Origin of the sequence: Rhizobium sp. RU33A, from assembly GCF_900156055.1 — a bacterium.
Lineage (GTDB): Bacteria > Pseudomonadota > Alphaproteobacteria > Rhizobiales > Rhizobiaceae > Allorhizobium.
In genome coordinates this window covers 704,501-725,418 of the sequence record NZ_FTMQ01000001.1, presented here as the reverse complement: position 1 = coordinate 725,418, position 20,918 = coordinate 704,501, and the positions used below count along the sequence as shown (strand labels likewise).

Sequence of the window (20,918 nt, the reverse complement as noted above, 5' to 3'; positions counted from 1 at the left end):
GCAATTAGGTCTTTCATGGCCAGAGCGAGGCTTCGATCAGGGCCCGATGGGCCGAGATTCCAGCCATCACGCCGGAGGCGCTGGCCAGCGTCGCGTTGTGCATCGGACTGGCCGCATCGCCAGCAGCGAAGACACCCGGCTGGCTTGTGCTGCCCATCTGGACCTTGATGTGGAAGCCTTGCGGCCCTTCTTCCAATTCCAGGCCGAGCTGTGATGCCAGCGGCGAGGCGATGGACACTTTTGATTGGGCAAAGAGGGCGTGGACTTCCACAATGCGTCCGTCAGCCAGGCGAACGGCTTCAAGCCCCTGCCCTTCGCCGATGAGTTCCACGACGCGTTCAGTCTCGATCCCCACACCTCGGGCGGCGAGCATGGCCTGTTGCTCTTCATCGAAGGTAACCCCGGGCTCGACAAACATGGTCGTCCGGCCCCAATCCGGCAGGATGCTGCCCTGATGGGCTGCAAGCGGCGAGGAAGCGAGGATGCCGATCGGACCGCCGCCGATCTCGTAGCCGTGGCAATAGGGGCAATGCAGAACGCTGCGGCCCCAACGTTCGGTGAGGCCGGGAATGGATGGCAGGGTATCGGTGACGCCCAGGGCCAGGATGAGAACGGACGCCTCAATGCGAGCACCATCCGCCATGGTGAGCCTGAAGCCACCCAGACATCGCTCGGCCGAGGCCGCCTCCCCTTCCAGCAAAGTGAAGTTGGGATAGCGCGCGAGCTGCTGCAGGCTGATCTGACGAATGCCTGCGGGGGCGACGCCATCCTGGCCCAGAAAGCCATGGGAGGCTTCGGCAAAGCGGTTTCGCGGCTTGCCGGCATCGACAAGCAGGACCCGCCGACGCGCCCGGGTAAGCTGCATGGCGGCCGAGAGACCCGCGAAACTCCCGCCCACAACGACTGCATCATACTTCATCCGACACTCCATCATGTAACTTTTAAAGTTATGTATCTTATTAAGTTACGCGATGAAGCCCTGTCAAGTGATGTAACTCGACTTGTTGCGAGAAGTGGCATGGGTTACCGGTGTTGGAGAGAAAACCAAGGAGAGACCGATGCGCGGGGATAGCCGCCTGTCCCGCATGCTGCATGTGCTGATCCATCTCGGAAGGCGCAGCGAGCCTGCGACCTCCGAACTGATCGCCAGGATGCTCAATACCAATCCGGTGGTCGTTCGCCGGACGATGGCGGGCTTGCGCGAACGGGGTTATGTGCAGTCCGAAAAGGGGCATGGCGGCGGGTGGAAGCTCAGCAAGAGCCTGGACCAGATCAGCCTGCTCGATGTCTATGAAGCGCTCGAGCGGCCGGAACTGTTCTGCCTCGTCAGCGCATCGGACCACGCGGGTTGTCTCGTCGAGATATCGGTCAACGAGGCCCTTGAGGATGCACGGCGGGAGGCCGAGGCACTGTTGCTTTCGCGTTTTGCAACGATCAAACTCTCGGACATCGCTGATAACTTCGACCGGCGGTTGGACATGCTCGGCTTAAGCAGCGGCGCACATGGTTTCGATACATGAGGCCTGGACCGGCGGAACGGGGGAGGCCTTGGCATGAACTGGGATGACGTTCGCATCTTTCTGGCCGTGGCGCGCACGGGCCAGATTCTTGCCGCCTCAAGACGTCTTGGCCTGAACCACGCCACGCTCTCGCGGCGGCTTACGTCGCTGGAGACGGCGCTCAAGACGCGGCTCTTTATCCGCCGCACGAATGGCTGCGAGTTGACCGCCGAGGGCGAAGCCTTCCTTTCCTCCGCCGAGCGCATGGAAACGGAAATGCTTGAGGTGCAGGCGCGCCTTGGGCGCACCGATACGCAAGTTGCCGGCACCGTGCGGATCGGCGCACCCGACGGCTTCGGCGTCTTCTTCCTCGCCTCCCGGCTCGGTACGCTCATCGAGCGGCATCCGGAACTGAAGATCCAGCTCGTGCCTGTGCCCCGCTCCTTTTCGCTGTCACAGCGCGAAGCGGATATTGCCGTGACGCTGGAGCGGCCGGATCAGGGACGGCTCGTTTCGTCGAAGCTCGTCGACTATACGCTCGGCCTCTATGCCTCGAAGGGTTATATCGAGGCGAACGGCTTGCCGGCAACGCCTGAGGAGCTCAAGGCCCATCGCCGGATCGGCTATGTCGAGGACCTGATCTTCACGCCTTCGCTGAATTTCACCGGCGAGGTGATGCGCGACTGGAATGCCGGCTTCGAGATCTCCTCGGCGATTGGCCAGACGGAGGCGGTTCTGGCGGGTGCGGGCATCGGTATCCTGCACAGCTACATCGCCCGGCAGCACGACGACCTCGTGCGCGTCCTGCCTGATATCACGCTCCGGCGGGCCTACTGGACGACCTTCCACGAAAGCGCGCGGGAACTTGTGCGGGTGCGGGCGGTCGTGCAGTTCCTGCAGGATGCCGTCGAGCAGGATCGGGCGATCTTCGGCTGACACGCGCCTGACCGGTCGTTTTCACCTGTCACGCTTTTCCCTCGCGATTGAGGCAGATACACTGCGCCGACCTCATCACCCACGGATATTGCCATGCTCCAGCCTCTCGTCCGTCTCGGCCTCCCTGCCCTCCTGTTCTCCATCCTCCCCGCCCTGCCGGCGAGCGCCCATGTCATGGACGGGCCGCTCGGCGGTTTCGGGTCGGGCTTCGGGCATCCGCTGGCTGGCTTAGACCATCTGCTTGCCATGCTGGCCGTCGGCCTATGGGGCGCGCAGATGGGTGGGCGATCGGTCTGGACGCTGCCGGCAACCTTTCCGATGATCATGTGCGTCGGTGGCATCATCGGCATGACCGGCGTTCTGCCGGACCAGCCGATCGAGTACGGGATTGCCGTTTCGGTCATCGTTCTCGGCGGCGCGATCGCAGCCGCCTGGCGGGCGCCGGAATGGGTGGCGCTGGTGCTGATCGCAGCCTTTGCCCTGATGCATGGCTATCCGCATGGGGTGCTCGCACCACGTGCCAGCGATCCCGCAGCCTTTACCGTCGGCTTCGTCGTTTCGACCGGCATTATCCACGTGATCGGGATCGCAATCGGTGCCGCCCTGAAGCCGATCGGCGGCGGGCGGCTGGTGCAGGCGCTCGGAGCTGCCATCTCGCTCGCCGGCGTCTGGTTCCTGTTTGGGCTCCTAACGGGCTGAACCGGCTCCGGGCCCTGCAGACCAAGCGTTTTGCTGCATCGCGATAGCACGGTTTCTGTTGACAAACCGGGATCAAACCGCACAAACGACGGCACCGGCTGCGACCGCTCCATCGGCGTGGCCATCGCAACCGTGAACAGCTCAGGCACAGGCTCTCCATGACCACGAATTCTGCACTTCTCGACTTCCAGATCGTTCCGAATGCCTCGCCCATGCCGGAAGCCGAGCGGCTCGCGGCTTTCGAAAACCTGGGCTTTGGGACGCTGTTCACCGACCATATGGCGGTGGTGCATTGGCATGTCGACAAGGGATGGCACAGCCCGGAGGTGTCGGCCCGCAAGCCGTTCCAGATCGATCCGGCCGCAAGCGTGTTGCACTATGCGCAGGAAATCTTCGAGGGCATGAAGGCCTACAAGGCCGCTGACGGCCGCATCACGCTCTTCCGCCCGGAAGAGAATGCTCGCCGCTTCAACAAGTCGGCCGAGCGCATGGCTATGCCTGATGTGCCGGAAGAGCTTTTCCTGAAGGCCGTCGAAGAGCTGGTCAAGATCGACGCCAAGTGGGTTCCGGAGGGTGAAGGCAGCCTTTATCTACGCCCCTTCATGTTTGCCAGCGAAGCCTTCCTCGGCGTTCGCCCGTCGCGCGAATACGTCTTCTGCGTCATTGCATCGCCCGTCGGCCCCTACTTCAAGGGGGGCAGCAAGCCGGTGACGCTCTGGGTCAGCGAGCACTACACGCGCGCAGCGCCCGGCGGCACGGGTGCCGCCAAGTGCGGCGGCAATTATGCAGCCAGCCTGCTTGCCCAGAAGGAAGCCTCAAGCCGTGGCTGCGACCAGGTCGTTTTCCTTGACGCTGCCGAGCACAAGTGGATCGAGGAACTGGGCGGCATGAACGTCTTCTTCGTCATGGACAACAACACCGTGGTTACGCCGCCGCTTTCGGGCACGATCCTGCCGGGCATTACGCGCAACTCGATCATCAAGCTTGCCAATGAGAATGGCTTGAAGGTCGTCGAGCGTCCCTATTCCTTCGACGAATGGATGGCGGATGCCCGCAGCGGAAAGCTGCGCGAGGCGTTTGCCTGCGGCACGGCTGCCGTGGTCGCCGCGATCGGCACGGTGCGCCATCCCGGCGGCGAATTCGTCATCGGCAACGCGGGCACCGGCATCGAAACGGAAAAGCTGCGCAATCAGCTGACCGGGATCCAGCGCGGCTCGGTTGCCGATGCTCATGGCTGGGTGAAGGAAGTGACCCGCGTCTGAGCCCAGTTTCCCGCGCACGCAAGCGACCCCGTCATGGCACCATGGCGGGGTTTTTCTTGACCTAGTGAGTGCGGACGGGTTGGCAGACGGCCGGTGTCAGGAGGCCGAGGCATGAAAGCCCAGGAAATGGTGTCGGTCGGCCACCGCCGCCGTTCGCCAATTGCGGATGCGAGCCCCGACCTCTTCATCTCGCCGCCAGATCACCTGCGCGTGCAAAACGCCGAAGCGCCCGGAATGCAGGACGAAGGCCTCGCGATCGGCGAGTAGCAGTCCGTCTCTCAGCTCCAGTCTCAGTCCCTTGGGGCTCCAGTCTGAGATGAAGGCGCGGAAGTGACAGCCGAACATCAGCACCAGCGAACTCAGTTCGCAGGACCGCCGCATCTCGTTTCGTCGCTCCATCATGGACCTCCATTCAGACACAGAAGACCAGAGCAGGTAGGCGCGGGAGGCGAAAGGACGAAGTTCGAGGTGCCTTTCATTCAGGTAAACGGAATCGATCGCATTTGAGCGATGCTGGATGGCGCCAAGACGGCGTGCGTCTCTCAGGAGCAGATACCAGATAGAGATGTGGAAAAATGGTACGGTTGGGGGGTCTCGAACCTCCGACCTCAGGTGCCACAAACCTGCGCTCTAACCAACTGAGCTACAACCGCACATGACCGCGTTGCTGACGCCGTCGAGGGGTCACATACGAGCAGATGGATTTTTTTTCAAGCCCTTTCTGCGCATCAAGCGAAAAGGCTTGGGGTTATGAAAAAGGCCGGGCGCTATGCCCGGCCTAAGATCCTTGGGAGGATTTTTCAGCAATCGCAGTCGATCAGGCGACCTTGAGCGAGGACATGACCTTTTCGGCAGCTTCCTTGCCAGGCTTGGTCATCGTCTCGGCAACCTTCTTGGCGGTTTCCTGGATCGCCTTGGCCTGTTCAATCGTCACTTCAGCCTGCTTGCGGATGAAGGCGGTCTGAAGCTCGACCAGCTCAGCCATGGACTTGACGCCGAGAAGCGCTTCCATGTGGGAGAGCGAGAGATCGGCATTGGTGCGCATGGCGTCGATGGCCTTGAGGCCGAGTTCGACGGTGCCGGCCTGGGCCGTCTGGACGGTCGCTTCCATGGTCTTGGTGGCTTCTTCCGTGGCAGACTTCATCTTGGCATAGGCTTCCTTAGACTGAAATGCGCCCTTTTCGGCGAAATCACGGAAGCTTTCCTGCATCTTCGAAGGGTCGAAGGAGGAGAAAGAGAAGATATCCTTGGTGTTCATGATGCATTTCCTCTTGTCGGGGGATCTCGGCGACCCCTCATGTTTCATTCATGAACCCTATATAGCACCTGATATGGTGCATTGCAATATGATTGTGCAGTGCACAATTAGATTTTCTGCATGTTGAAAACCGCGGCGGATTAACCTTATCAATCGAAAGGATGCCGACTTTCTGGACCCAAAGGCACTGCCTAGCTATTAAAAATCTGTTAATTTGCTTGCAGGTCATGAAGCGACAGGTCCAAAAATGCCCGCTCACTACCCATTCATTGATGTCGCCGTGCACGACGTCATCCGACCGCGTCTGGCGCGGGGCGAGGCGCTCGTGCTGTTTGCGCCGGGGTTGGAGCGGGTTCTCTGGTGCAACGGGGCCGGCGCGCGCTTCTTCGGCGCCAACTCGATCTACGACTTTCTCGAGGAAGGTCCTAACCGTGGCGACATCACCTTCCGGCAGCTCGAAACGGTTGCCCGCCAACTGTCAGCGCCAGGTGACAGCCGCAGCCTAATGCTGCGCATTACCTCGGGCTTCCAGAAGATGCCGATCACGGCATCCGCCGACTGCATCGAGATCCGCAAGGGGGAGCCGGTGATCCTGCTCTCGCTGCCGGCCCTTAAGCGCGCGACCGGGGAAAAGCAGCTCGCCCAGGAACTGATGAGCGGCTTCGACGATCCGGACACGCATATGGCCGTGCTCGATGGCGAGGGCGGCCTCGTCGCGAGCTCCGACGGCTTCCCCAGCCTCGGCATCACGCCGCAGACGGCGCGCATGCTGATCAATCTGGTCGAGGCGGATGCAGACAGGCTCGTCAAGCGGCCGATCCCGACAGGCCGGGGATATCTCCCCGCCGCGATCGGCAAGATCTCCGACACGCCGGCCCTGCATCTTCTGTTCGCGGTCGAGACGATCCTCGGCCAGATGGACCCGAGCGACGACTTTGCGGAAGACGAGGATCTGCCGACCGCAATCGCCGAGCCTGTCCGGGCCGACCATACGGTCGAGACCGAGACCGAGACCGAGACCGAGACCGAGACCGAGACCGAGACCGAGACCGAGACCGAGACCGAGACCGAGACCGAGACCGAAGACTTCGCAATCTCCGCGAATGAGGCAATGGCAAAATCGGCCGAACTGCCCTCGCCTGCGGCCCCCTTCGAGAGCGTGATTGCCGCCCTCGGAGACATCGAAGAGATCGAGCCAGAAACCGACGCCTTCGACGAGCAGGACGAAACGGTGGACGCGGATGTCGACGCGCTCGCGGATGAGACCGAAGATACGCCCGCAAGCGAGCCGGATATGGCTCCGTCATCCACGACCGAACATTCCGACGAACCGCCTGCCATCGCGCAAGCGGACTTGCCCGCTACCAACAAGATGGTCGAAACTGTTGAGACCGTCGAGACCGCCGCTGCAGCGACCGTCGCGCCGACCACCAGGGTCGCGGGCCATGATGGCCACGACACCGAAGGTTTCGCGTTTCGTCAGGATCGGCGCGCCACGCGCTTCGTCTGGAAGATCGATGCCGAGGGCCGGTTCAGCGAGGTTTCGGCGGAATTCGCCCAGGCCGTCGGTCCGCGTGCGGCCGATATCGAGGGCGTTGCCTTCTCCGATCTCGCAGCCCTTTTCAATCTCGATCCGGACGGCAAGATCGGCGATCTCCTGAAGAAGCGCGACACATGGTCTGGCAAGACGATCTACTGGCCCGCCGAAGGAACGCGTCTGGTCGTGCCCGTCGATCTGGCGGCCCTGCCGACCTATACGCGCAACCGGGAATTCGACGGCTTCCGGGGCTTCGGGATCGTCAGGGTCGCCGATGCACAGGACGATCCGGACGCGATCGGCATGACCTTTGTCGAGCAGCAACCGTCCGTTGATGCGCCGGAGGAACTGCCGACCGGCATGCATAGCGACCGGGATGAGGAGCTCGCGGAGTTCTTGAGCGAGCTCCGTGAAGGCGAGAGCCATCCGCCGGAAGACTATGTCGAAGAGCAGATCGCCGAGGCTGGCGAGGAGACCCTCGATGCCTTTGTCGAGGATGCTGACGACAAGGCTGTGATCGACGATGCCGAAACGAGCGCGGAAGTCGAAAGCACCGACGACCTCCCGCCGCCGAGCTCTGTTAACTTCGAGCCACCGGTGCTGCGGATCATGGAGCCGCGCAAATCCAGCCTGCCGGACAAGGTCGTGCAGCTGCAGGATCATCGTGTCCGCCAGCGCGACAGCCTGACACCCGGCGAACAGGCCGCATTCCAGGAGATCGCCCGCAAGCTCGATCCGCTCAGCCTGAGGGCAAAGGTCGAGCAATCGCTGGCGTCGTCGGAGCCACCCGTGCTGCGAAACGAGCCGGTCGCGCCGTCACCGAAGACGCCGGAACCGCGCCAGACGGAGCATGTGGACGCGGTCACTCCGACCGAGCCGCCGGAGCCGAGCGCACCCGTTGCCGAACCGACTGTCGAAGCGAGCTTGCCAGCTTTTGCGACGGATCGGCCGGCCGGAAAACGCGAACGTAGCCTGACCGCCGATATCATCGACCTGATGCCGGTCGCGCTTCTGGTGCATGTCGGCGATCGGCTGATCCATGCCAATCCGGAGTTTTTCGCGCTGACGGGCTACAAGACGCTAGGCGAACTCGACGAGGCCGGTGGTCTCGACACACTGATCCAGCGTCGTGATCTGGAAGAGCCCGGTGACGAGGCAGGTCAGGTTGTGGCGCTCTGCGCCGACGATCGCCTGCTGCCCGTCACGGCACGACTGCAGTCCGTGCGTTTCGAGGAAACCACCGCCCTGATGCTGGCACTGATTGCCCAGCCGGAGGAGACCGTGCGGCCGGAAGCTCCGGTCGAGCCGCAGGTGGAGACGGTTGCCCCGGCCGCGACACCGGCGCAGGCGGGCGAACTCACGCGCCTCAAGGTCGAGGTCGACGAGCTGCGTTCGATCCTGGAAACCGCGACCGACGGCGTGGTCATCCTTGATTCCGACGGTGACATTCGTTCGATGAACCGGGCGGCAAGCGCGCTCTTCAATTTCGACGACATGGAGACGCGCGGCAAACCCTTTGTCATGCTGTTTGCGCATGAGAGCCAGAAGTCCATACTCGACTATCTGAGCGGGCTTTCCGGCCACGGCGTCGCAAGTGTGCTGAATGACGGGCGCGAGGTGATCGGTCGCGAGGCCTCGGGCGGCTTCCTGCCGCTGTTCATGACCATCGGCAAGCTCAACTCCTCCAACGGCTATTGCGCGGTCATCCGCGACATCACGCAATGGAAGCGGACCGAGGAAGAACTTCGCAACGCAAAGCGCGCGGCGGAAACGGCCAATGCCCACAAGACGGACTTCCTTGCCCGCGTCAGCCACGAGATCCGGACACCGCTCAACGCGATCATCGGCTTTGCCGACATGATGGCCAACGAGCATTTCGGCCCGGTCGGTCATCCGCGCTACGGCGAATATGCTCATGACATCGTGCGCTCGGGACGACATGTGCTCGACATCGTCAACGACCTCCTCGACATTTCCAAAATCGAGGCGGGCGAGATGGAGCTCGACTTTTCCTCGGTGGGGCTCAACGAGGCAGTGCAGGCAGCGGTATCGATCGTGCAGCCGCAGGCAAACGGCCAGCGGGTGATCATCCGGACCGCGCTGTCGCAAGCCGTGCCGAATGTCGTGGCCGACGGGCGCTCGATCAAGCAGATCGTGCTCAACATCCTGGCAAACGCCATCCGCTTCACGCCGTCCGGCGGGCAGATCATCGTGTCGACAGCCTATGAGGCGAATGGCAGCGTCGTGCTTCGGATCCGGGACACAGGGATTGGCATGTCGCGCAGCGAGCTTGAGCAGGCGATGAAGCCCTTCCGCCAGGTCTCGACCGGCACGCCACGCAATCGCGGTGACGGCACCGGTCTCGGCCTGCCGCTGACCAAGGCCATGGTCGATGCCAACCGGGCCCAGTTTGCGATCTCGTCGACGCCGAACGAAGGCACGCTGGTCGAGGTGACCTTTCCGTCGCCGAGGGTATTGGCGGACTGACATCTCGGAATGATCGCGAGGACGGGGAGAACGGCATGACGGCATTCAGCATTCTCCTCGGCATTGCCGTCGCCATTGCAATCGGCGCTATGAGCCCCGGGCCGAGCTTCGTGCTTGTGTCGCGGATTTCGGTTGCCAATACGCGACTGCATGGGCTCGCAGCAGCGATCGGGATGGGGCTTGGCGGAGCTCTGTTTGCGGTTCTCGCGCTCGCTGGTCTGATTGCGCTGCTCGAACGGGTTGAATGGCTCTACCTGGTTTTGAAGGTCGCGGGCGGGCTCTATCTCGTCTATCTCGGCGTGATGATCTGGCGCGGCGCAGCTGCGCCGATCTCGGTCGGATCGGCAGAGGGACGGACCATGCACTCGCTGCCCCGCTCTCTGGCGCTCGGCTTCGTCACGCAGATCAGCAATCCGAAGACTGCCCTGGTCTATGCCAGCATCTTTGCGGCCCTGATGCCGCAGAACCCGCCACTCATGGTGGTTCTTGCACTGCCGCCAGTGATCTTTCTGATCGAGGCCGGGTGGTATGCCATCGTTGCGATCGCCTTTTCGGCGCCGCGCTCGCAACGCGCCTATCTCAACGCAAAACTCTGGGTCGATCGCCTCGCCGGCGCCGTTATCGGTGCACTTGGGCTGCGATTGATCGGCGAAAGTCTGACACATCTGCGGCGCTGACTACGCCGCGACAGTCGGGCCGGTTTTCATCGCCCTCGCTTTCCGCTAGAGGAAAGCCATTGCCGTATTCGCAAGGGTTCAACGCTTGTCCACACTCCCTAGCACGGGCACAGCCCCTCCCGCCAGGCCAACCGGGGTATATGCCAGGAGACGCATGGGCTCGGCGACCTTTGCAGCCCTCGTTGCGGGGGCGGTCGTTTTCATGCCGATCGTTGCGATCTTCGTCATTGGCTTCTCGGCGGAGCCCGACAACTGGCAGCACATGATGACGAATGTCATCCCGCGCGCCGGCATCAGGACCTTCTGGCTGCTGCTCTTCACCGGCCTCGTGACGGCAGTCGTCGGGGTCGGCACGGCATGGCTGGTCACGGCATGCGATTTTCCGCTGCGGCGCCTCCTCTCTCCTGCCCTTGTTCTGCCGCTCGCCATTCCCTCCTATCTGGCTGCCTATGCCTTCGGGGAGTTTCTCGATTTCACGGGACCGGTGCAGACGACCTACAGGGCAATCTTCGGCTTCACGTCGTCGCGCGAATACAGTTTCTTCGATGTGAAATCGCTGTCGGGCGCCGTGCTGGTCATGTCGGCAGTGCTCTACCCTTACGTCTACCTGGCCTGCCGATCGATGTTCCTGATGCAGGGACGCGCGGCAGCCGATGTCGCCCGCACACTCGGTTCCAGCCCATTCAGGGTCTTTGCCCGCATCCAGGTGCCGATGGCCCGCCCGGCGATCATGATCGGCCTGACACTTGTGATGATGGAGACGCTGAACGACATCGGGGCAGTGGAGTATCTCGGCGTGCAGACGCTGACCTTCTCCGTCTACGATACCTGGCTTAATCGCGGCAGTCTGGCGGGTGCAGCGCAGATCGCCTGCGTGATGCTGGTGATCGTTGCCGGTCTGCTGATCGTGGAGCGGGCGGCCCGCCGACAACAACGTTTCAGCAGCCACAAGACGACGGCGATCGTTCCCGATGCCATCCGGCTACGGTTGAAGGGCCCGAAAGCATGGCTCGCTGTGGTCTTCTGCCTTCTCCCGATCCTTGTCGGTTTCGCCGTGCCCGTCTTCGTGCTGGGCGGCTTCGCGCTGCGTCGTCTCGAAGACTTCCTGGAGCCGCGCCTGCTTGATGCCCTCTGGAACTCGACGCTCGTGTCTTCCGCCGCTGCCCTAATCACGGTGTTCCTGGCCTTCGTGCTTTCCTATGCGGCGCGGACAGACCGTTCGCGCCTGGCGAAGGGCGCCGGACGGCTCGCCGCGCTCGGCTATGGCATTCCCGGCACGGTGCTGGGCATCGGCGTCCTGATCCCACTTGCGAGCTTCGACAATGCTCTGGACGGTTGGCTGCGTGCCAACCTGGGCATTTCGACCGGCCTTCTTCTGTCGGGCACCGGTTTTGCCATCGTCTATGCCTATACCGTCCGCTTCCTGACCATGGCGGAAGGCACGATTGATGCCGGCTTCCAGAAGCTATCCCCGCATCTAGACATGGCGGCTCGGACACTTGGCCGCTCTGGCCTGCAGACATTGCGCCAGGTGCTGCTTCCCAACCTGCGTCCTGCCGTTCTGACGGCGGCTCTGCTCGTCTTCATCGAGACGCTGAAAGAACTCTCGGCCACCATCCTGCTGCGACCATTCAACTTCAATACGCTGGCCACGCTGGTCTATGAAGATGCCTCGCGGGGCATGGCACAGGATGCCTCGGTGGCGGCAATCATCATCATTGCTGCCGGCCTGATCCCGGTGATCCTGGTTTCCCGATCGCTCGACGAGAGGCGTTGAACCAGCTTCGCACAACAAAAAAAGGGCGGCCGAAGCCGCCCTTGAGTCAATGCTGTCGAACCGGAGTACTCGAGCGATCGACTTTTTCTCGGAGGCCCATCTTGCGGCCTCACTGGGTCTGATCGCGCATCTCCAAGTTGCCCTCAGTCTTGCCGAATGCCAGTTAAGAGATCCTTACCCGTCAGCGCCACCAGCTACCCAACATTTGAGGTATTGCCCTGATATTGCTGTGTTTCGGGACACTTTTTCGTCAGGAGCGCAGTTGCTGCAGATCGGCGAACAGGGCGAGCGCTTCCGGATTGGCGAGCGCTTCCTGGTTCTTGACCGGGCGTCCGTGCACCACCTCGCGCACGGCAAGCTCGACGATCTTGCCGGACTTGGTGCGGGGAATATCGTCCACCTGAATGATCTTGGCCGGGACGTGACGCGGCGAGGCGCCGGTGCGGATCTGCGTCTTGATCTTCTTGTCGAGCTCTTCGGTCAGAGACAGGCCCGGCGCAAGGCGCACGAATAGGATGACGCGGACATCGTCATCCCAGTCCTGACCGATGCAGATCGCCTCGACCACTTCGTCGAGCTTTTCAACCTGGTTGTAGATCTCGGCCGTCCCGATCCGGACACCGCCGGGATTCAGGGTCGCGTCCGAACGACCATGGATGACAATCCCGTCATGCTCGGTCCATTCGGCAAAGTCGCCATGGCACCAGGTGTTGTCGAAGCGTTCGAAATAGGCGGCACGATACTTGGCGCCATCGGGATCGTTCCAGAACATCACCGGCATGGACGGGAAGGCCTTGGCACAGATCAGTTCGCCCTTCTCGCCGCGGATCGGTTTGCCGTCGTCATCCCAGACCTCAACCGCAAGCCCTAGGCCAGGCCCCTGGATTTCGCCACGCCAGACGGGCTTCAGCGGATTGCCGAGCACGAAACAGGACACGATGTCGGTACCGCCGGAAATGGAGGCAAGCTGGATGTCGTCCTTGATGCCCTCATAGACGAAGGAGAAACCTTCCGGCGAGAGCGGCGAACCGGTCGAGGTCATCAACCTCAGGCTCGACAGATCATGGGAGGTCTTCGGCACGAGGCCGCCCTTGCGGACGGCATCGATGTATTTGGCCGATGTGCCGAAGATCACGAATTTCTCGGTCGCGGCGTAGTCGAACAAGACATTGCCGTCGGGATAGAAGGGCGAGCCATCGTAGAGGCAGAGGGTGGCGCCACAGGCGAGACCAGAGACGAGCCAGTTCCACATCATCCAGCCGCAGGTAGTGAAGTAGAAAAGCCGCTCTCCAGCCTCAAGCCCGCAATGGAAACGATGCTCCTTCAGATGCTGCAACAGCGTGCCGCCGGCCGAATGGACGATGCATTTCGGCACGCCGGTCGTGCCGGAAGAGAAGAGGATGTAGATGGGATGGGAGAACGGCAGACGGCGATATTCGATGTCCTTGACCGAGAAATCGGTAATGAACTGTTCGAAGCTACGGCCATCTGGCAAGCGCTCGATCAGCGCCGCCGTATCTCCTGCATAGGGAACGACGAGCACCGGCACATCGAGCTTGGCGGCCACGGCGACGATCTTGTCGGAGACGTCCTGGCGCTTGCCGTTATACCAATAGCCGTCACAGGCGACGAAGAGCTTCGGCTCGATCTGGCCGAAACGATCGAGCACGCCCTGATCACCGAAGTCGGGGGAGCAGGAGGACCAGATTGCACCGAGTGAGGTGACAGCCAGCATCAGGGCGACCGTCTCCGGCATGTTCGGCATCATGGCCGCCACACGGTCACCTTCACCGATGCCCATGGCGGAAAGCGCCTGCTGCAGGCGGGATACCGTCGCAGTCAGTCGAGACCAGGACCACCGATCCGCGACCTTGTTCTCGCCCCGAAAGATCAGCGCATCGCCCTCGCCTGCATGGGCGAGCAGGTTCTCGGCGAAATTCAGTCGCGCTTCGGGGAAGAAGCGCGCCTTCAGCATTTCATCGCCGTCAGACAGCGCCACATCGCCTTTGTCGCCGAGGACGCCACAATAATCCCAGACTGCAGACCAGAACGCAGCGCGGTCGTCGATCGACCAGCGATGAAAATCATCATAATCCGCAAAGCTCCGGCCAAGGCTCTCGCTGCACCACTGCATGAACAGGGTAAGCGGCTGTTTCGCCTTGAAATCTTCAGACGGTGTCCAAAGGGCTTTTTGTCCGGTCATGCTGATCCTCCTCAAGCGCATGGTCTTTCTATAGCATGCGGCAATGCAATATACAGACGCGTGCGGCTTGGAATATGGTCTGACATTTGCACCAGAGGGCAATTTCCTATATCCGCGCAGAAGTTCACGAAACCTCAGGACCTTCATCAGGGCATGCGAAATCCAGGACGTGGCGATCATCCTTCACGCCCCTCCTCCCGCTGGCCGCATGGCCGGCGGAGGGGCATGCTCAAGCTCGCCTTGCTGATTGCCGCTGTCATCTTAGCCGTATCGGTCGTCCTGCGGCTCAGCGCCCCTTATCTCGTGTCGAGTTCCGTGGTGCGATCTGCCATCGCCTCGTCGATTGCGGCCTGGGTCGGACACGAAGTCACGATCGACGACGTTGCCGATATCGGCTTCTGGCCGCAGCCCGAAATCACGTTGACCGGCATCAAAGTGACGCGCATTTCCAATGGCGAACTGGAGACGCTTGGGGAGGTCGACCGACTGTCTGCGCGGTTCGGCCTGATCTCCGCGCTTGCCGGCCGGCCCGACTTCAGCGCGTTTCGCCTGGAGCGCCCGCGGATCCAGGTCTGGCGCGGTGTCGATGGCGGGCTCGACTGGAGCGATCAAGGCGTCTTGAGCGATGCGGTCCGCGCCGCAGTGGCCGCCACGCCCGGCGCTCAGACAAACGGTGCCGCCGACGATGCGGAAATCGGATCGGTCGAAATCATCGATGGCGAGGTCACGCTGACCGATGTCGCCAGCGGCGCGTCTTTCGTTGCAAGCGGCGTCAATGCGAACATCGATTGGCCAGGTCTTGCAGCGCCCCTGTCCGGCCAGGGACGTTTTCGGCTGGGCGACACTCCGGTTTCGGTCAAACTCCAGACGCCGACGCCGTTGGTCCTGATCGGCGGAGCGGCGAGCCGGGTTGATGCATCCGCCTCGATTGCGGATTTGAGCGCAGAAGTTCGCGGAACCGTTAGCCTGCGTCAGGCGAGCGCCGAAAACACCGATATCAACATTCGCATCTCCGATGTTCCCAAAACGGCTGCGGCCCTCGGCCTTCGCCTTGCCGGAACCGAACGCTGGCGAACCGCCGCCATCCAGGCGCGGGTGACGAATGCCGAGGACGAATGGCGCTTCGAGGATCTCGACTTCGAGATCAACGATAGCCGCGGTGACGGCATCCTGGCGCTCAAAAATCGTCCCGGCGAGCGCCCCCTCCTGAGCAGCACGCTTGCCATCGACCATCTTCAACTGGACGATATGCTTCAGGCCCTGTCCATCAATGTCGGTGACCGGGCGAATGTTCGCCTGCCCGGCCTCACCCGTTGGCTCGACATCGACCTGCGCCTTTCCGCAGCCACGGCCGCTTTCGGCGGCTTTCCCATGAGTGACCTCGGGGCAAGCCTCATCGGTCGGGGTGACGCGCTGAACCTTGTAATCGCCGACACGCGCTTCCTCGGCGGGACGATTGCCGCCCGACTGAGCGGCACGGGAGAAGGTTTCGACAAAGGCGCCGACGTCGCGGTCACGATGACCCGCGTCGATCTCGGAGATCTGATGTCGCGCCTCTCACTCGACGGGGGCCCGTCACTCAAGGGGACCGGATCAGTCGGCTTCAATGCGAAACTTGTCGGGACCGGATGGCAGCAGAACGTAGAGGCCATGTCCGGCAAGCTGACGATTGCCTCGGACAACGGGCAGGTTGCCGGCTTCAGCGCAGATGGCTTGCGGCGGCTTGCGGCCGACCGGGCTTACTTCCAGCTGAGCGCCACAGGAAACGACGGCTTCGATTACCGCACGCTGGACATCGTCGTCAGTTTTTCCGATGGGTCGGCGGAAGTCGAACGGGCTGAAATCATCGGCGAGCAAGAAAAGCTCGACCTTGCAGGCATCATTCCCTACAGCCGCCAGGCACTGGCGCTGACAGGCGCGCTTTCAATTCCCAGCAACGACGACCAGGCCCGACCTCCGCTCAGCTTCTTCATTGGTGGCGCCTGGAGCGATCCCGTCATTTCGCCTATCCCCGCTCGGCCCGCCCCAGGGCAATAAAGGTCCGAAGCGCCGCTGCCTGACTGTTCCATTCGAAAACTCAAATACTAGAATGGACGAATCACAGGTTGGGGGGGACGGCTAGTGCAAACAGTGCTGTCGGGTTTTCTGAAACTGGCTCTGGCATCGCTGCTGGCCGGCAGCCTGTTGTCCATCTTCGGCATCACGCCCAGATCGGTCATGGACTTCCTCGGGGTGACGGCCGAGAAACTGCACAATGGCATGGTCTCAGCCTTCGCCTGGGCGGCACCGCGCATGGTGATAGGGGCCGTGGTAATCCTGCCGATCTGGCTGGTCACCTATATCCTGATGCCGCCGCGGGGCTGACACATCCTGTTCCGCAGGCTCAGGCCAGTGTGCCCCGCGCGGCGACATGTTCGTCACGCTGCCGCTGAAGCTCGCGCTGTTTTGTCCCGATCGAGGCGATGATAACACCGATCGTGACGATGCCAATGAGGACCGTGCAGATGGCATTGATCTCGGGTGTTACGCCGAGGCGAACCTGCGAGTAGATCTTGATCGGCAGCGTTGTGGCACCTGGACCGGTGGTGAAGCTTGCGATGACGAGATCGTCCAGCGAGAGCGTGAAGGCGAGCATCCAGCCGGAGATGACGGCGGGCAGGATCAGCGGCAGGGTGACCTTGAAGAAGGTCTTGACCGGCGGGCAGCCGAGATCCTGCGCGGCTTCCTCGAGGCTCGTATCGAAGGTCAGCAGGCGCGACTGCACGACGATCGCCACGTAGCACATGGTGAAGGTCGTGTGGGCGATGACGACGGTCATCAGACCGCGATCGATGCCGATGGCGACGAAGAGCAAGAGCAGCGACAGGCCGGTGATCACCTCAGGCATGACGAGCGGTGCATAGACCATGCCGGAGAACAGCAGCCGCCCCTTGAAGCGTGTATAGCGAACGAGTGTGAGGGCGGCCAGCGTGCCAAGGATCGTGCCGAGTGTCGCGCTGAGAAGACCGACCTGCAGTGTCACCCAGGCCGCGCTCATCAAGCCGGCATTGCGCCACATCTCGCCATACCATTTGAGCGAGAAGCCGCCCCAGACCGTCACCAGTTTCGACTCGTTGAAGGAGTAGATCACCAGGATCAGGATCGGGATGTAGAGAAAGGCAAAACTGAGTGTGAGAACGGTCGCGTCGAATTTTCCAGGTCTCATCGGTCCGCCCTCACAATTTCTGCTGCTGGTTCTGGAAGATGGCGATGGGCACGACCAGAATGAGGAGCAGCAGGACGGCCACGGCTGAGGCGAGCGGCCAGTCGCGATTGCCGAAGAATTCGGTCCACAGCGTCTTGCCGATCATCAGCGTGTCGGCGCCACCAAGCAGATCGGGGATGACGAATTCGCCTGTGATCGGGATGAAGCAGATCATCGAGCCGGCGATGACACCCGGTATCGACAGCGGGAAGGTGATCTTCCAGAAGGCCTTCCAGGGCGGGCAACCGAGATCGCTCGCGGCTTCGAGCAGCGTACCGTCCATCTTCTCCAGTGCAGCATAGAGCGGCAGGACCATGAAGGGCAGGTAGGAATAGACGATGCCGATGAAGACAGCGATCTCTGTGCGGAAGATCTGCACCTGGCTGCCTTCGTCCATCAGGCCGAGCGATTGCAAGAGCACGGTCAGCAGCCCTTCCGGCTTCAGGATGCCGATCCAGGCATAGACGCGGATCAGGAACGAGGTCCAGAAGGGCAGGATGACCAGCATCACAAGCGTCGGCCGGATGGTGACCGAGGCGCGTGCCATGGCCAATGCCATGGGATAGCCGATCAGCAGCAGAAGGAAGGTCGAAATCAGCGCAATGCGCAGCGACGAGACATAGGCGTTGAAATAGAGAGAGTCTTCCGTGAGGAAGATGTAATTCTCGAAATCGAGCTGGCTTATGAAATCGCCGATCGCTGCGAAACCTTCCAATACCGGCGTGTAGGGCGGCATGGCGATCGCCGTGTCGGACAGCGAGATCTTCACGATGATCAGGAATGGCGTCAGGAAGAAGAGCACCATCCACAGATAGGGAATGATGACGACCAGCCATTTGGCTGATCCGGGCTTCGAGGGGGCGACGGTATCGGCCATTCTTGCCCCCTCAGCGTGTCAAAACAAGGCCGGCATCGGCCGACCAGGACAACCAGACCATGTCGCCGAAGGTGATCGGACGATCGACAAGCCGCGAGACGTTGGCCTGGGCGGCGCGGAACATGCGGCCGTCGTCGAGACGGACGATGAAGACCGAGAAGTCGCCGAGATAGCCGATGTCCCAGACCTCGCCATACAGGGCATTTGCCACCGCGCCTTCTGGCTGGGTGCTGGAGATGCGCACCTTCTCGGGTCGGATGGCAAAGGCGACCGCGTCTCCCTTGTTCGCCTCGCAAGCCTGCTCGACGGTAATTTTCACGCCTTCGCTATCGATGCGGACAAGGTCTTCGGACCCTTGGCGTTCCTTGGATTCAAGCTTGGCCTCGAGGATGTTGATGTCACCGATGAAGTCGGCAACGTAGCGCGAATTGGGCGCCTCATAGATCTCAGCCGGCGTCGCCACCTGGACGAGGATACCCTTGTCCATGACCGCGATGCGATCCGAGACGGTCATCGCCTCTTCCTGGTCATGGGTGACGATCAGGAAGGTCAGGCCGAGCTTGGTCTGAATGTCCATCAGTTCGAACTGGGTTTCTTCGCGCAGCTTGCGATCCAGGGCCCCGAGCGGCTCGTCGAGCAGCAGCACCTTGGGACGCTTGGCGAGCGAACGGGCGAGCGCCACGCGCTGGCGCTGGCCACCGGAGAGCTGGTTGGGCTTGCGCTTGGCGAACTGATCGAGCTTGACCAGCTTCAGCATTTCCTGGACGCGCGCGTCGATCTCCGCCCTCGGCAGGTTATCCTGTTCAAGACCAAAGGCGATGTTCTTTTCCACCGACATATGCGGGAAGAGCGCGTAGGACTGGAACATCATGTTGGTCGGACGCTTGTAGGGCGGCACGCCCGACAGATCCTGCCCCTGCAGGAGGATGCGACCGGAGGTCGGCTCCTCGAAGCCGGCCAGCATGCGCATCAGCGTGGTCTTTCCGCAGCCCGAGGGGCCGAGCAGCGAGAAGAATTCGCGCTCGTAGATGTCGAGGCTCAGATTATCGACAGCCACGAAATCGCCGAAACGCTTCGTGACGTTTTCGAAGCGGATGAATGGAACGGCATCCGGATCGGTCCAAGGAGAGAATTTACGCTTAACAGGCCCCAGTGTCTTCGCCATTACCAACCCAGCCGTTCTTATTGTTGCCCCTACACCTAAAGCAATTCGCCGGGCGTTTGTGGCGCCCGGCGATTTCAGTGTTTGATCAGTTGCCGGTCTTGATCGTTGTCCAGACCCGGTTCAACACGCGTTGTTCGCGCGGGCCATAAGGGGAAATGGTGAAGAGCTTGGCCATGACATCTTCCGGCGGATAAACGGCCGGATTGTCCTTGACCTCGGGGTCGAGCATCTCCTTCGACGCCAGGTTGCCGTTGGCATACTGGACGTAGTTGGAGGCCTTGGCGATCACATCAGGACGCATCAGGAAGTTGATGAACTCATGCGCTTCGGCAACGTTTTTGGCATCCGCGGGGATCGCCATGTTGTCGAACCACATATAGGTCCCTTCCTTCGGGATCACGTAGTTGATCTCGACACCGTTATTGGCCTCCTCGGCTCGTGCCTTGGCCTGCAGGATATCCCCGGACCAGCCGATCGTCATGCAGACGTCACCGTTTGCGAGATCGTCGATGTAGGCGGAGGAATTGAAGGTGCGGACCGAGGGGCGGATCTTCATGTAGACTTCGCCACCGGCTTCCAGATCAGCGGATTCTTTGCTGTCTGGGTCCTTGCCGATATAGTTCATCGCGATCGCGAAGGTCTCGTCCGAAGCGTCAAGGATGTTGATGCCGCAGGACTTCAGCTTCTCGGCATTTTCAGGCTTGAAGATCGCATCCCAGCTATCGACGGTGAAATCGGCACCCAGTGCTTCCTTGACCTTGGCGACGTTGTAACCGATGCCGGTCGTGCCCCACATGTAATTGACGGCATATTCGTTGCCGGGGTCGTATTTCGCGAGGCGCTCGGACACCATCGGCCAGAGGTTTGGCAGATTGGTGAGCTTGGATTTGTCGAGCTTCTGGAAGACGCCGGCCTGGATCTGGCGCGCCAGGAAGGGTGCCGTCGGCACGACAACGTCATAGCCCGAGCCGCCAGCCAGCAGCTTGGTTTCGAGCAGTTCGTTGGAATCAAATACGTCGTAGACAACCTTGATGCCGGTTTCCTTGGTGAAGTCAGCAAGGACGGACTCGTCGATATAATCCGACCAGTTGTAGACGTTGACGACGCGTTCCTGCGCCTGGACAGCCGATGCGATGAAGATCGTCGCCAGAGCCACTGACGCCGTACGGATGAAATGAGCCTTCATTTTTTCTCCTGTTCCAGCCTTGGGAGCGGAGAGCCCCCTTTGCCATTCCCGTTATTTTTTAAGAGACTAGAAAGGAATTGGGCAGGCGACAAGCGAAATTCTTCGCAGTCG

The 20,918-nt window shown here is 61.5% G+C and carries 17 protein-coding genes and 1 tRNA gene; 9 read left to right on the top strand and 9 right to left on the bottom strand.

Translation table 11 applies throughout. The features are described from left to right. Positions 1-13: 13 nt before the first annotated feature. Entirely contained in the window at positions 14-919 is a 906-nt protein-coding gene (locus tag BW978_RS03525) for an NAD(P)/FAD-dependent oxidoreductase (protein ID WP_076392241.1), read from the bottom strand. Positions 920-1,058: 139 nt separating this feature from the next. Between BW978_RS03525 and BW978_RS03520 the strand changes: the two genes are divergently transcribed. From BW978_RS03520 to BW978_RS03505, 4 genes are all read left to right on the top strand, one after another. Continuing rightward, positions 1,059-1,520: an Rrf2 family transcriptional regulator gene (locus tag BW978_RS03520; protein ID WP_076392239.1), complete on the top strand. Its 462-nt coding sequence runs from the start codon at positions 1,059-1,061 to the stop codon at positions 1,518-1,520. A gap of 33 nt (positions 1,521-1,553) precedes the next feature. After that, positions 1,554-2,435 (top strand): LysR family transcriptional regulator, encoded by an 882-nt coding sequence (locus BW978_RS03515; protein WP_076392237.1) that lies wholly within the window; start codon positions 1,554-1,556, stop codon positions 2,433-2,435. Between the two features lie 93 nt (positions 2,436-2,528). Further along, positions 2,529-3,134, top strand: a complete 606-nt coding sequence (locus tag BW978_RS03510) for a HupE/UreJ family protein (RefSeq protein WP_076392235.1) — start codon at positions 2,529-2,531, stop codon at positions 3,132-3,134. A 158-nt stretch (positions 3,135-3,292) separates the two neighbouring features. Then, positions 3,293-4,396, top strand: coding sequence for a branched-chain amino acid aminotransferase (locus BW978_RS03505; RefSeq protein WP_076392233.1), 1,104 nt, complete (start codon positions 3,293-3,295; stop codon positions 4,394-4,396). Positions 4,397-4,492: 96 nt separating this feature from the next. On the opposite strand, the gene BW978_RS23265 is transcribed toward BW978_RS03505, so the two are convergent. The 3 genes from BW978_RS23265 to BW978_RS03495 all read right to left on the bottom strand — a co-directional run bounded on the left by BW978_RS23265 (position 4,493) and on the right by BW978_RS03495 (position 5,654). After that, positions 4,493-4,795, bottom strand: a complete 303-nt coding sequence (locus BW978_RS23265; protein WP_175616839.1) for a PilZ domain-containing protein — start codon at positions 4,793-4,795, stop codon at positions 4,493-4,495. A gap of 177 nt (positions 4,796-4,972) precedes the next feature. Next, a tRNA-His gene (locus tag BW978_RS03500) sits at positions 4,973-5,049 on the bottom strand. A 164-nt stretch (positions 5,050-5,213) separates the two neighbouring features. Continuing rightward, on the bottom strand, positions 5,214-5,654 hold the full coding sequence (locus tag BW978_RS03495) for a phasin (protein ID WP_076392231.1): 441 nt from the start codon (positions 5,652-5,654) through the stop codon (positions 5,214-5,216). Positions 5,655-5,901: 247 nt separating this feature from the next. Here BW978_RS03495 and BW978_RS03490 point away from each other — a divergent pair, with 247 nt between their 5' ends. The 3 genes from BW978_RS03490 to BW978_RS03480 all read left to right on the top strand — a co-directional run bounded on the left by BW978_RS03490 (position 5,902) and on the right by BW978_RS03480 (position 12,132). Beyond that, entirely contained in the window at positions 5,902-9,678 is a 3,777-nt protein-coding gene (locus BW978_RS03490; RefSeq protein ID WP_076392229.1) for a PAS domain-containing sensor histidine kinase, read from the top strand. Between the two features lie 35 nt (positions 9,679-9,713). Next, on the top strand, positions 9,714-10,355 hold the full coding sequence (locus tag BW978_RS03485; RefSeq protein WP_076392227.1) for a LysE family translocator: 642 nt from the start codon (positions 9,714-9,716) through the stop codon (positions 10,353-10,355). Positions 10,356-10,509: 154 nt separating this feature from the next. Continuing rightward, positions 10,510-12,132 carry an ABC transporter permease gene (locus BW978_RS03480; protein ID WP_076392225.1) on the top strand — a complete coding sequence of 541 codons (1,623 nt, stop codon included), beginning with the start codon at positions 10,510-10,512 and terminating at the stop codon, positions 12,130-12,132. Positions 12,133-12,382: 250 nt separating this feature from the next. On the opposite strand, the gene BW978_RS03475 is transcribed toward BW978_RS03480, so the two are convergent. Continuing rightward, positions 12,383-14,335 carry an acetoacetate--CoA ligase gene (locus tag BW978_RS03475; RefSeq protein WP_076392223.1) on the bottom strand — a complete coding sequence of 651 codons (1,953 nt, stop codon included), beginning with the start codon at positions 14,333-14,335 and terminating at the stop codon, positions 12,383-12,385. A 225-nt stretch (positions 14,336-14,560) separates the two neighbouring features. On the opposite strand from BW978_RS03475, the gene BW978_RS03470 reads away from it, so the two are divergent. Together BW978_RS03470 and BW978_RS03465 are read left to right on the top strand one after the other, a co-directional pair. Further along, positions 14,561-16,372, top strand: coding sequence for an AsmA family protein (locus tag BW978_RS03470; RefSeq protein ID WP_076392221.1), 1,812 nt, complete (start codon positions 14,561-14,563; stop codon positions 16,370-16,372). An 84-nt stretch (positions 16,373-16,456) separates the two neighbouring features. Then, positions 16,457-16,699 carry a DUF6460 domain-containing protein gene (locus tag BW978_RS03465; RefSeq protein WP_244551876.1) on the top strand — a complete coding sequence of 81 codons (243 nt, stop codon included), beginning with the start codon at positions 16,457-16,459 and terminating at the stop codon, positions 16,697-16,699. Positions 16,700-16,718: 19 nt separating this feature from the next. On the opposite strand, the gene BW978_RS03460 is transcribed toward BW978_RS03465, so the two are convergent. The 4 genes from BW978_RS03460 to BW978_RS03445 form a co-directional block, all read right to left on the bottom strand. After that, the gene (locus tag BW978_RS03460; protein ID WP_076392217.1) at positions 16,719-17,540 is read right to left on the bottom strand and encodes an ABC transporter permease; all 822 of its coding nucleotides are present in this window, start codon (positions 17,538-17,540) and stop codon (positions 16,719-16,721) included. Between the two features lie 10 nt (positions 17,541-17,550). After that, on the bottom strand, positions 17,551-18,456 hold the full coding sequence (locus BW978_RS03455; RefSeq protein WP_076392216.1) for an ABC transporter permease subunit: 906 nt from the start codon (positions 18,454-18,456) through the stop codon (positions 17,551-17,553). Between the two features lie 10 nt (positions 18,457-18,466). Further along, positions 18,467-19,621 (bottom strand): ABC transporter ATP-binding protein, encoded by a 1,155-nt coding sequence (locus BW978_RS03450; protein WP_076392214.1) that lies wholly within the window; start codon positions 19,619-19,621, stop codon positions 18,467-18,469. Positions 19,622-19,706: 85 nt separating this feature from the next. After that, positions 19,707-20,807: a polyamine ABC transporter substrate-binding protein gene (locus BW978_RS03445; RefSeq protein WP_076392212.1), complete on the bottom strand. Its 1,101-nt coding sequence runs from the start codon at positions 20,805-20,807 to the stop codon at positions 19,707-19,709. Positions 20,808-20,918 lie beyond the last annotated feature (111 nt).

Coding starts and splice junctions, on each gene's coding strand:
- BW978_RS03485 (WP_076392227.1), top strand. CDS start 9,714: ATGACGGCATTCAGCATTCTCCTCGGCATTGCCGTCGCCATTGCAATC.
- BW978_RS03505 (WP_076392233.1), top strand. CDS start 3,293: ATGACCACGAATTCTGCACTTCTCGACTTCCAGATCGTTCCGAATGCC.
- BW978_RS03510 (WP_076392235.1), top strand. CDS start 2,529: ATGCTCCAGCCTCTCGTCCGTCTCGGCCTCCCTGCCCTCCTGTTCTCC.
- BW978_RS03525 (WP_076392241.1), bottom strand. CDS start 919: ATGAAGTATGATGCAGTCGTTGTGGGCGGGAGTTTCGCGGGTCTCTCG.
- BW978_RS03450 (WP_076392214.1), bottom strand. CDS start 19,621: ATGGCGAAGACACTGGGGCCTGTTAAGCGTAAATTCTCTCCTTGGACC.
- BW978_RS03445 (WP_076392212.1), bottom strand. CDS start 20,807: ATGAAGGCTCATTTCATCCGTACGGCGTCAGTGGCTCTGGCGACGATC.
- BW978_RS03480 (WP_076392225.1), top strand. CDS start 10,510: ATGGGCTCGGCGACCTTTGCAGCCCTCGTTGCGGGGGCGGTCGTTTTC.
- BW978_RS03490 (WP_076392229.1), top strand. CDS start 5,902: ATGCCCGCTCACTACCCATTCATTGATGTCGCCGTGCACGACGTCATC.
- BW978_RS03460 (WP_076392217.1), bottom strand. CDS start 17,540: ATGAGACCTGGAAAATTCGACGCGACCGTTCTCACACTCAGTTTTGCC.
- BW978_RS03455 (WP_076392216.1), bottom strand. CDS start 18,456: ATGGCCGATACCGTCGCCCCCTCGAAGCCCGGATCAGCCAAATGGCTG.
- BW978_RS23265 (WP_175616839.1), bottom strand. CDS start 4,795: ATGGAGCGACGAAACGAGATGCGGCGGTCCTGCGAACTGAGTTCGCTG.
- BW978_RS03515 (WP_076392237.1), top strand. CDS start 1,554: ATGAACTGGGATGACGTTCGCATCTTTCTGGCCGTGGCGCGCACGGGC.
- BW978_RS03495 (WP_076392231.1), bottom strand. CDS start 5,654: ATGAACACCAAGGATATCTTCTCTTTCTCCTCCTTCGACCCTTCGAAG.
- BW978_RS03520 (WP_076392239.1), top strand. CDS start 1,059: ATGCGCGGGGATAGCCGCCTGTCCCGCATGCTGCATGTGCTGATCCAT.
- BW978_RS03475 (WP_076392223.1), bottom strand. CDS start 14,335: ATGACCGGACAAAAAGCCCTTTGGACACCGTCTGAAGATTTCAAGGCG.
- BW978_RS03470 (WP_076392221.1), top strand. CDS start 14,561: ATGCTCAAGCTCGCCTTGCTGATTGCCGCTGTCATCTTAGCCGTATCG.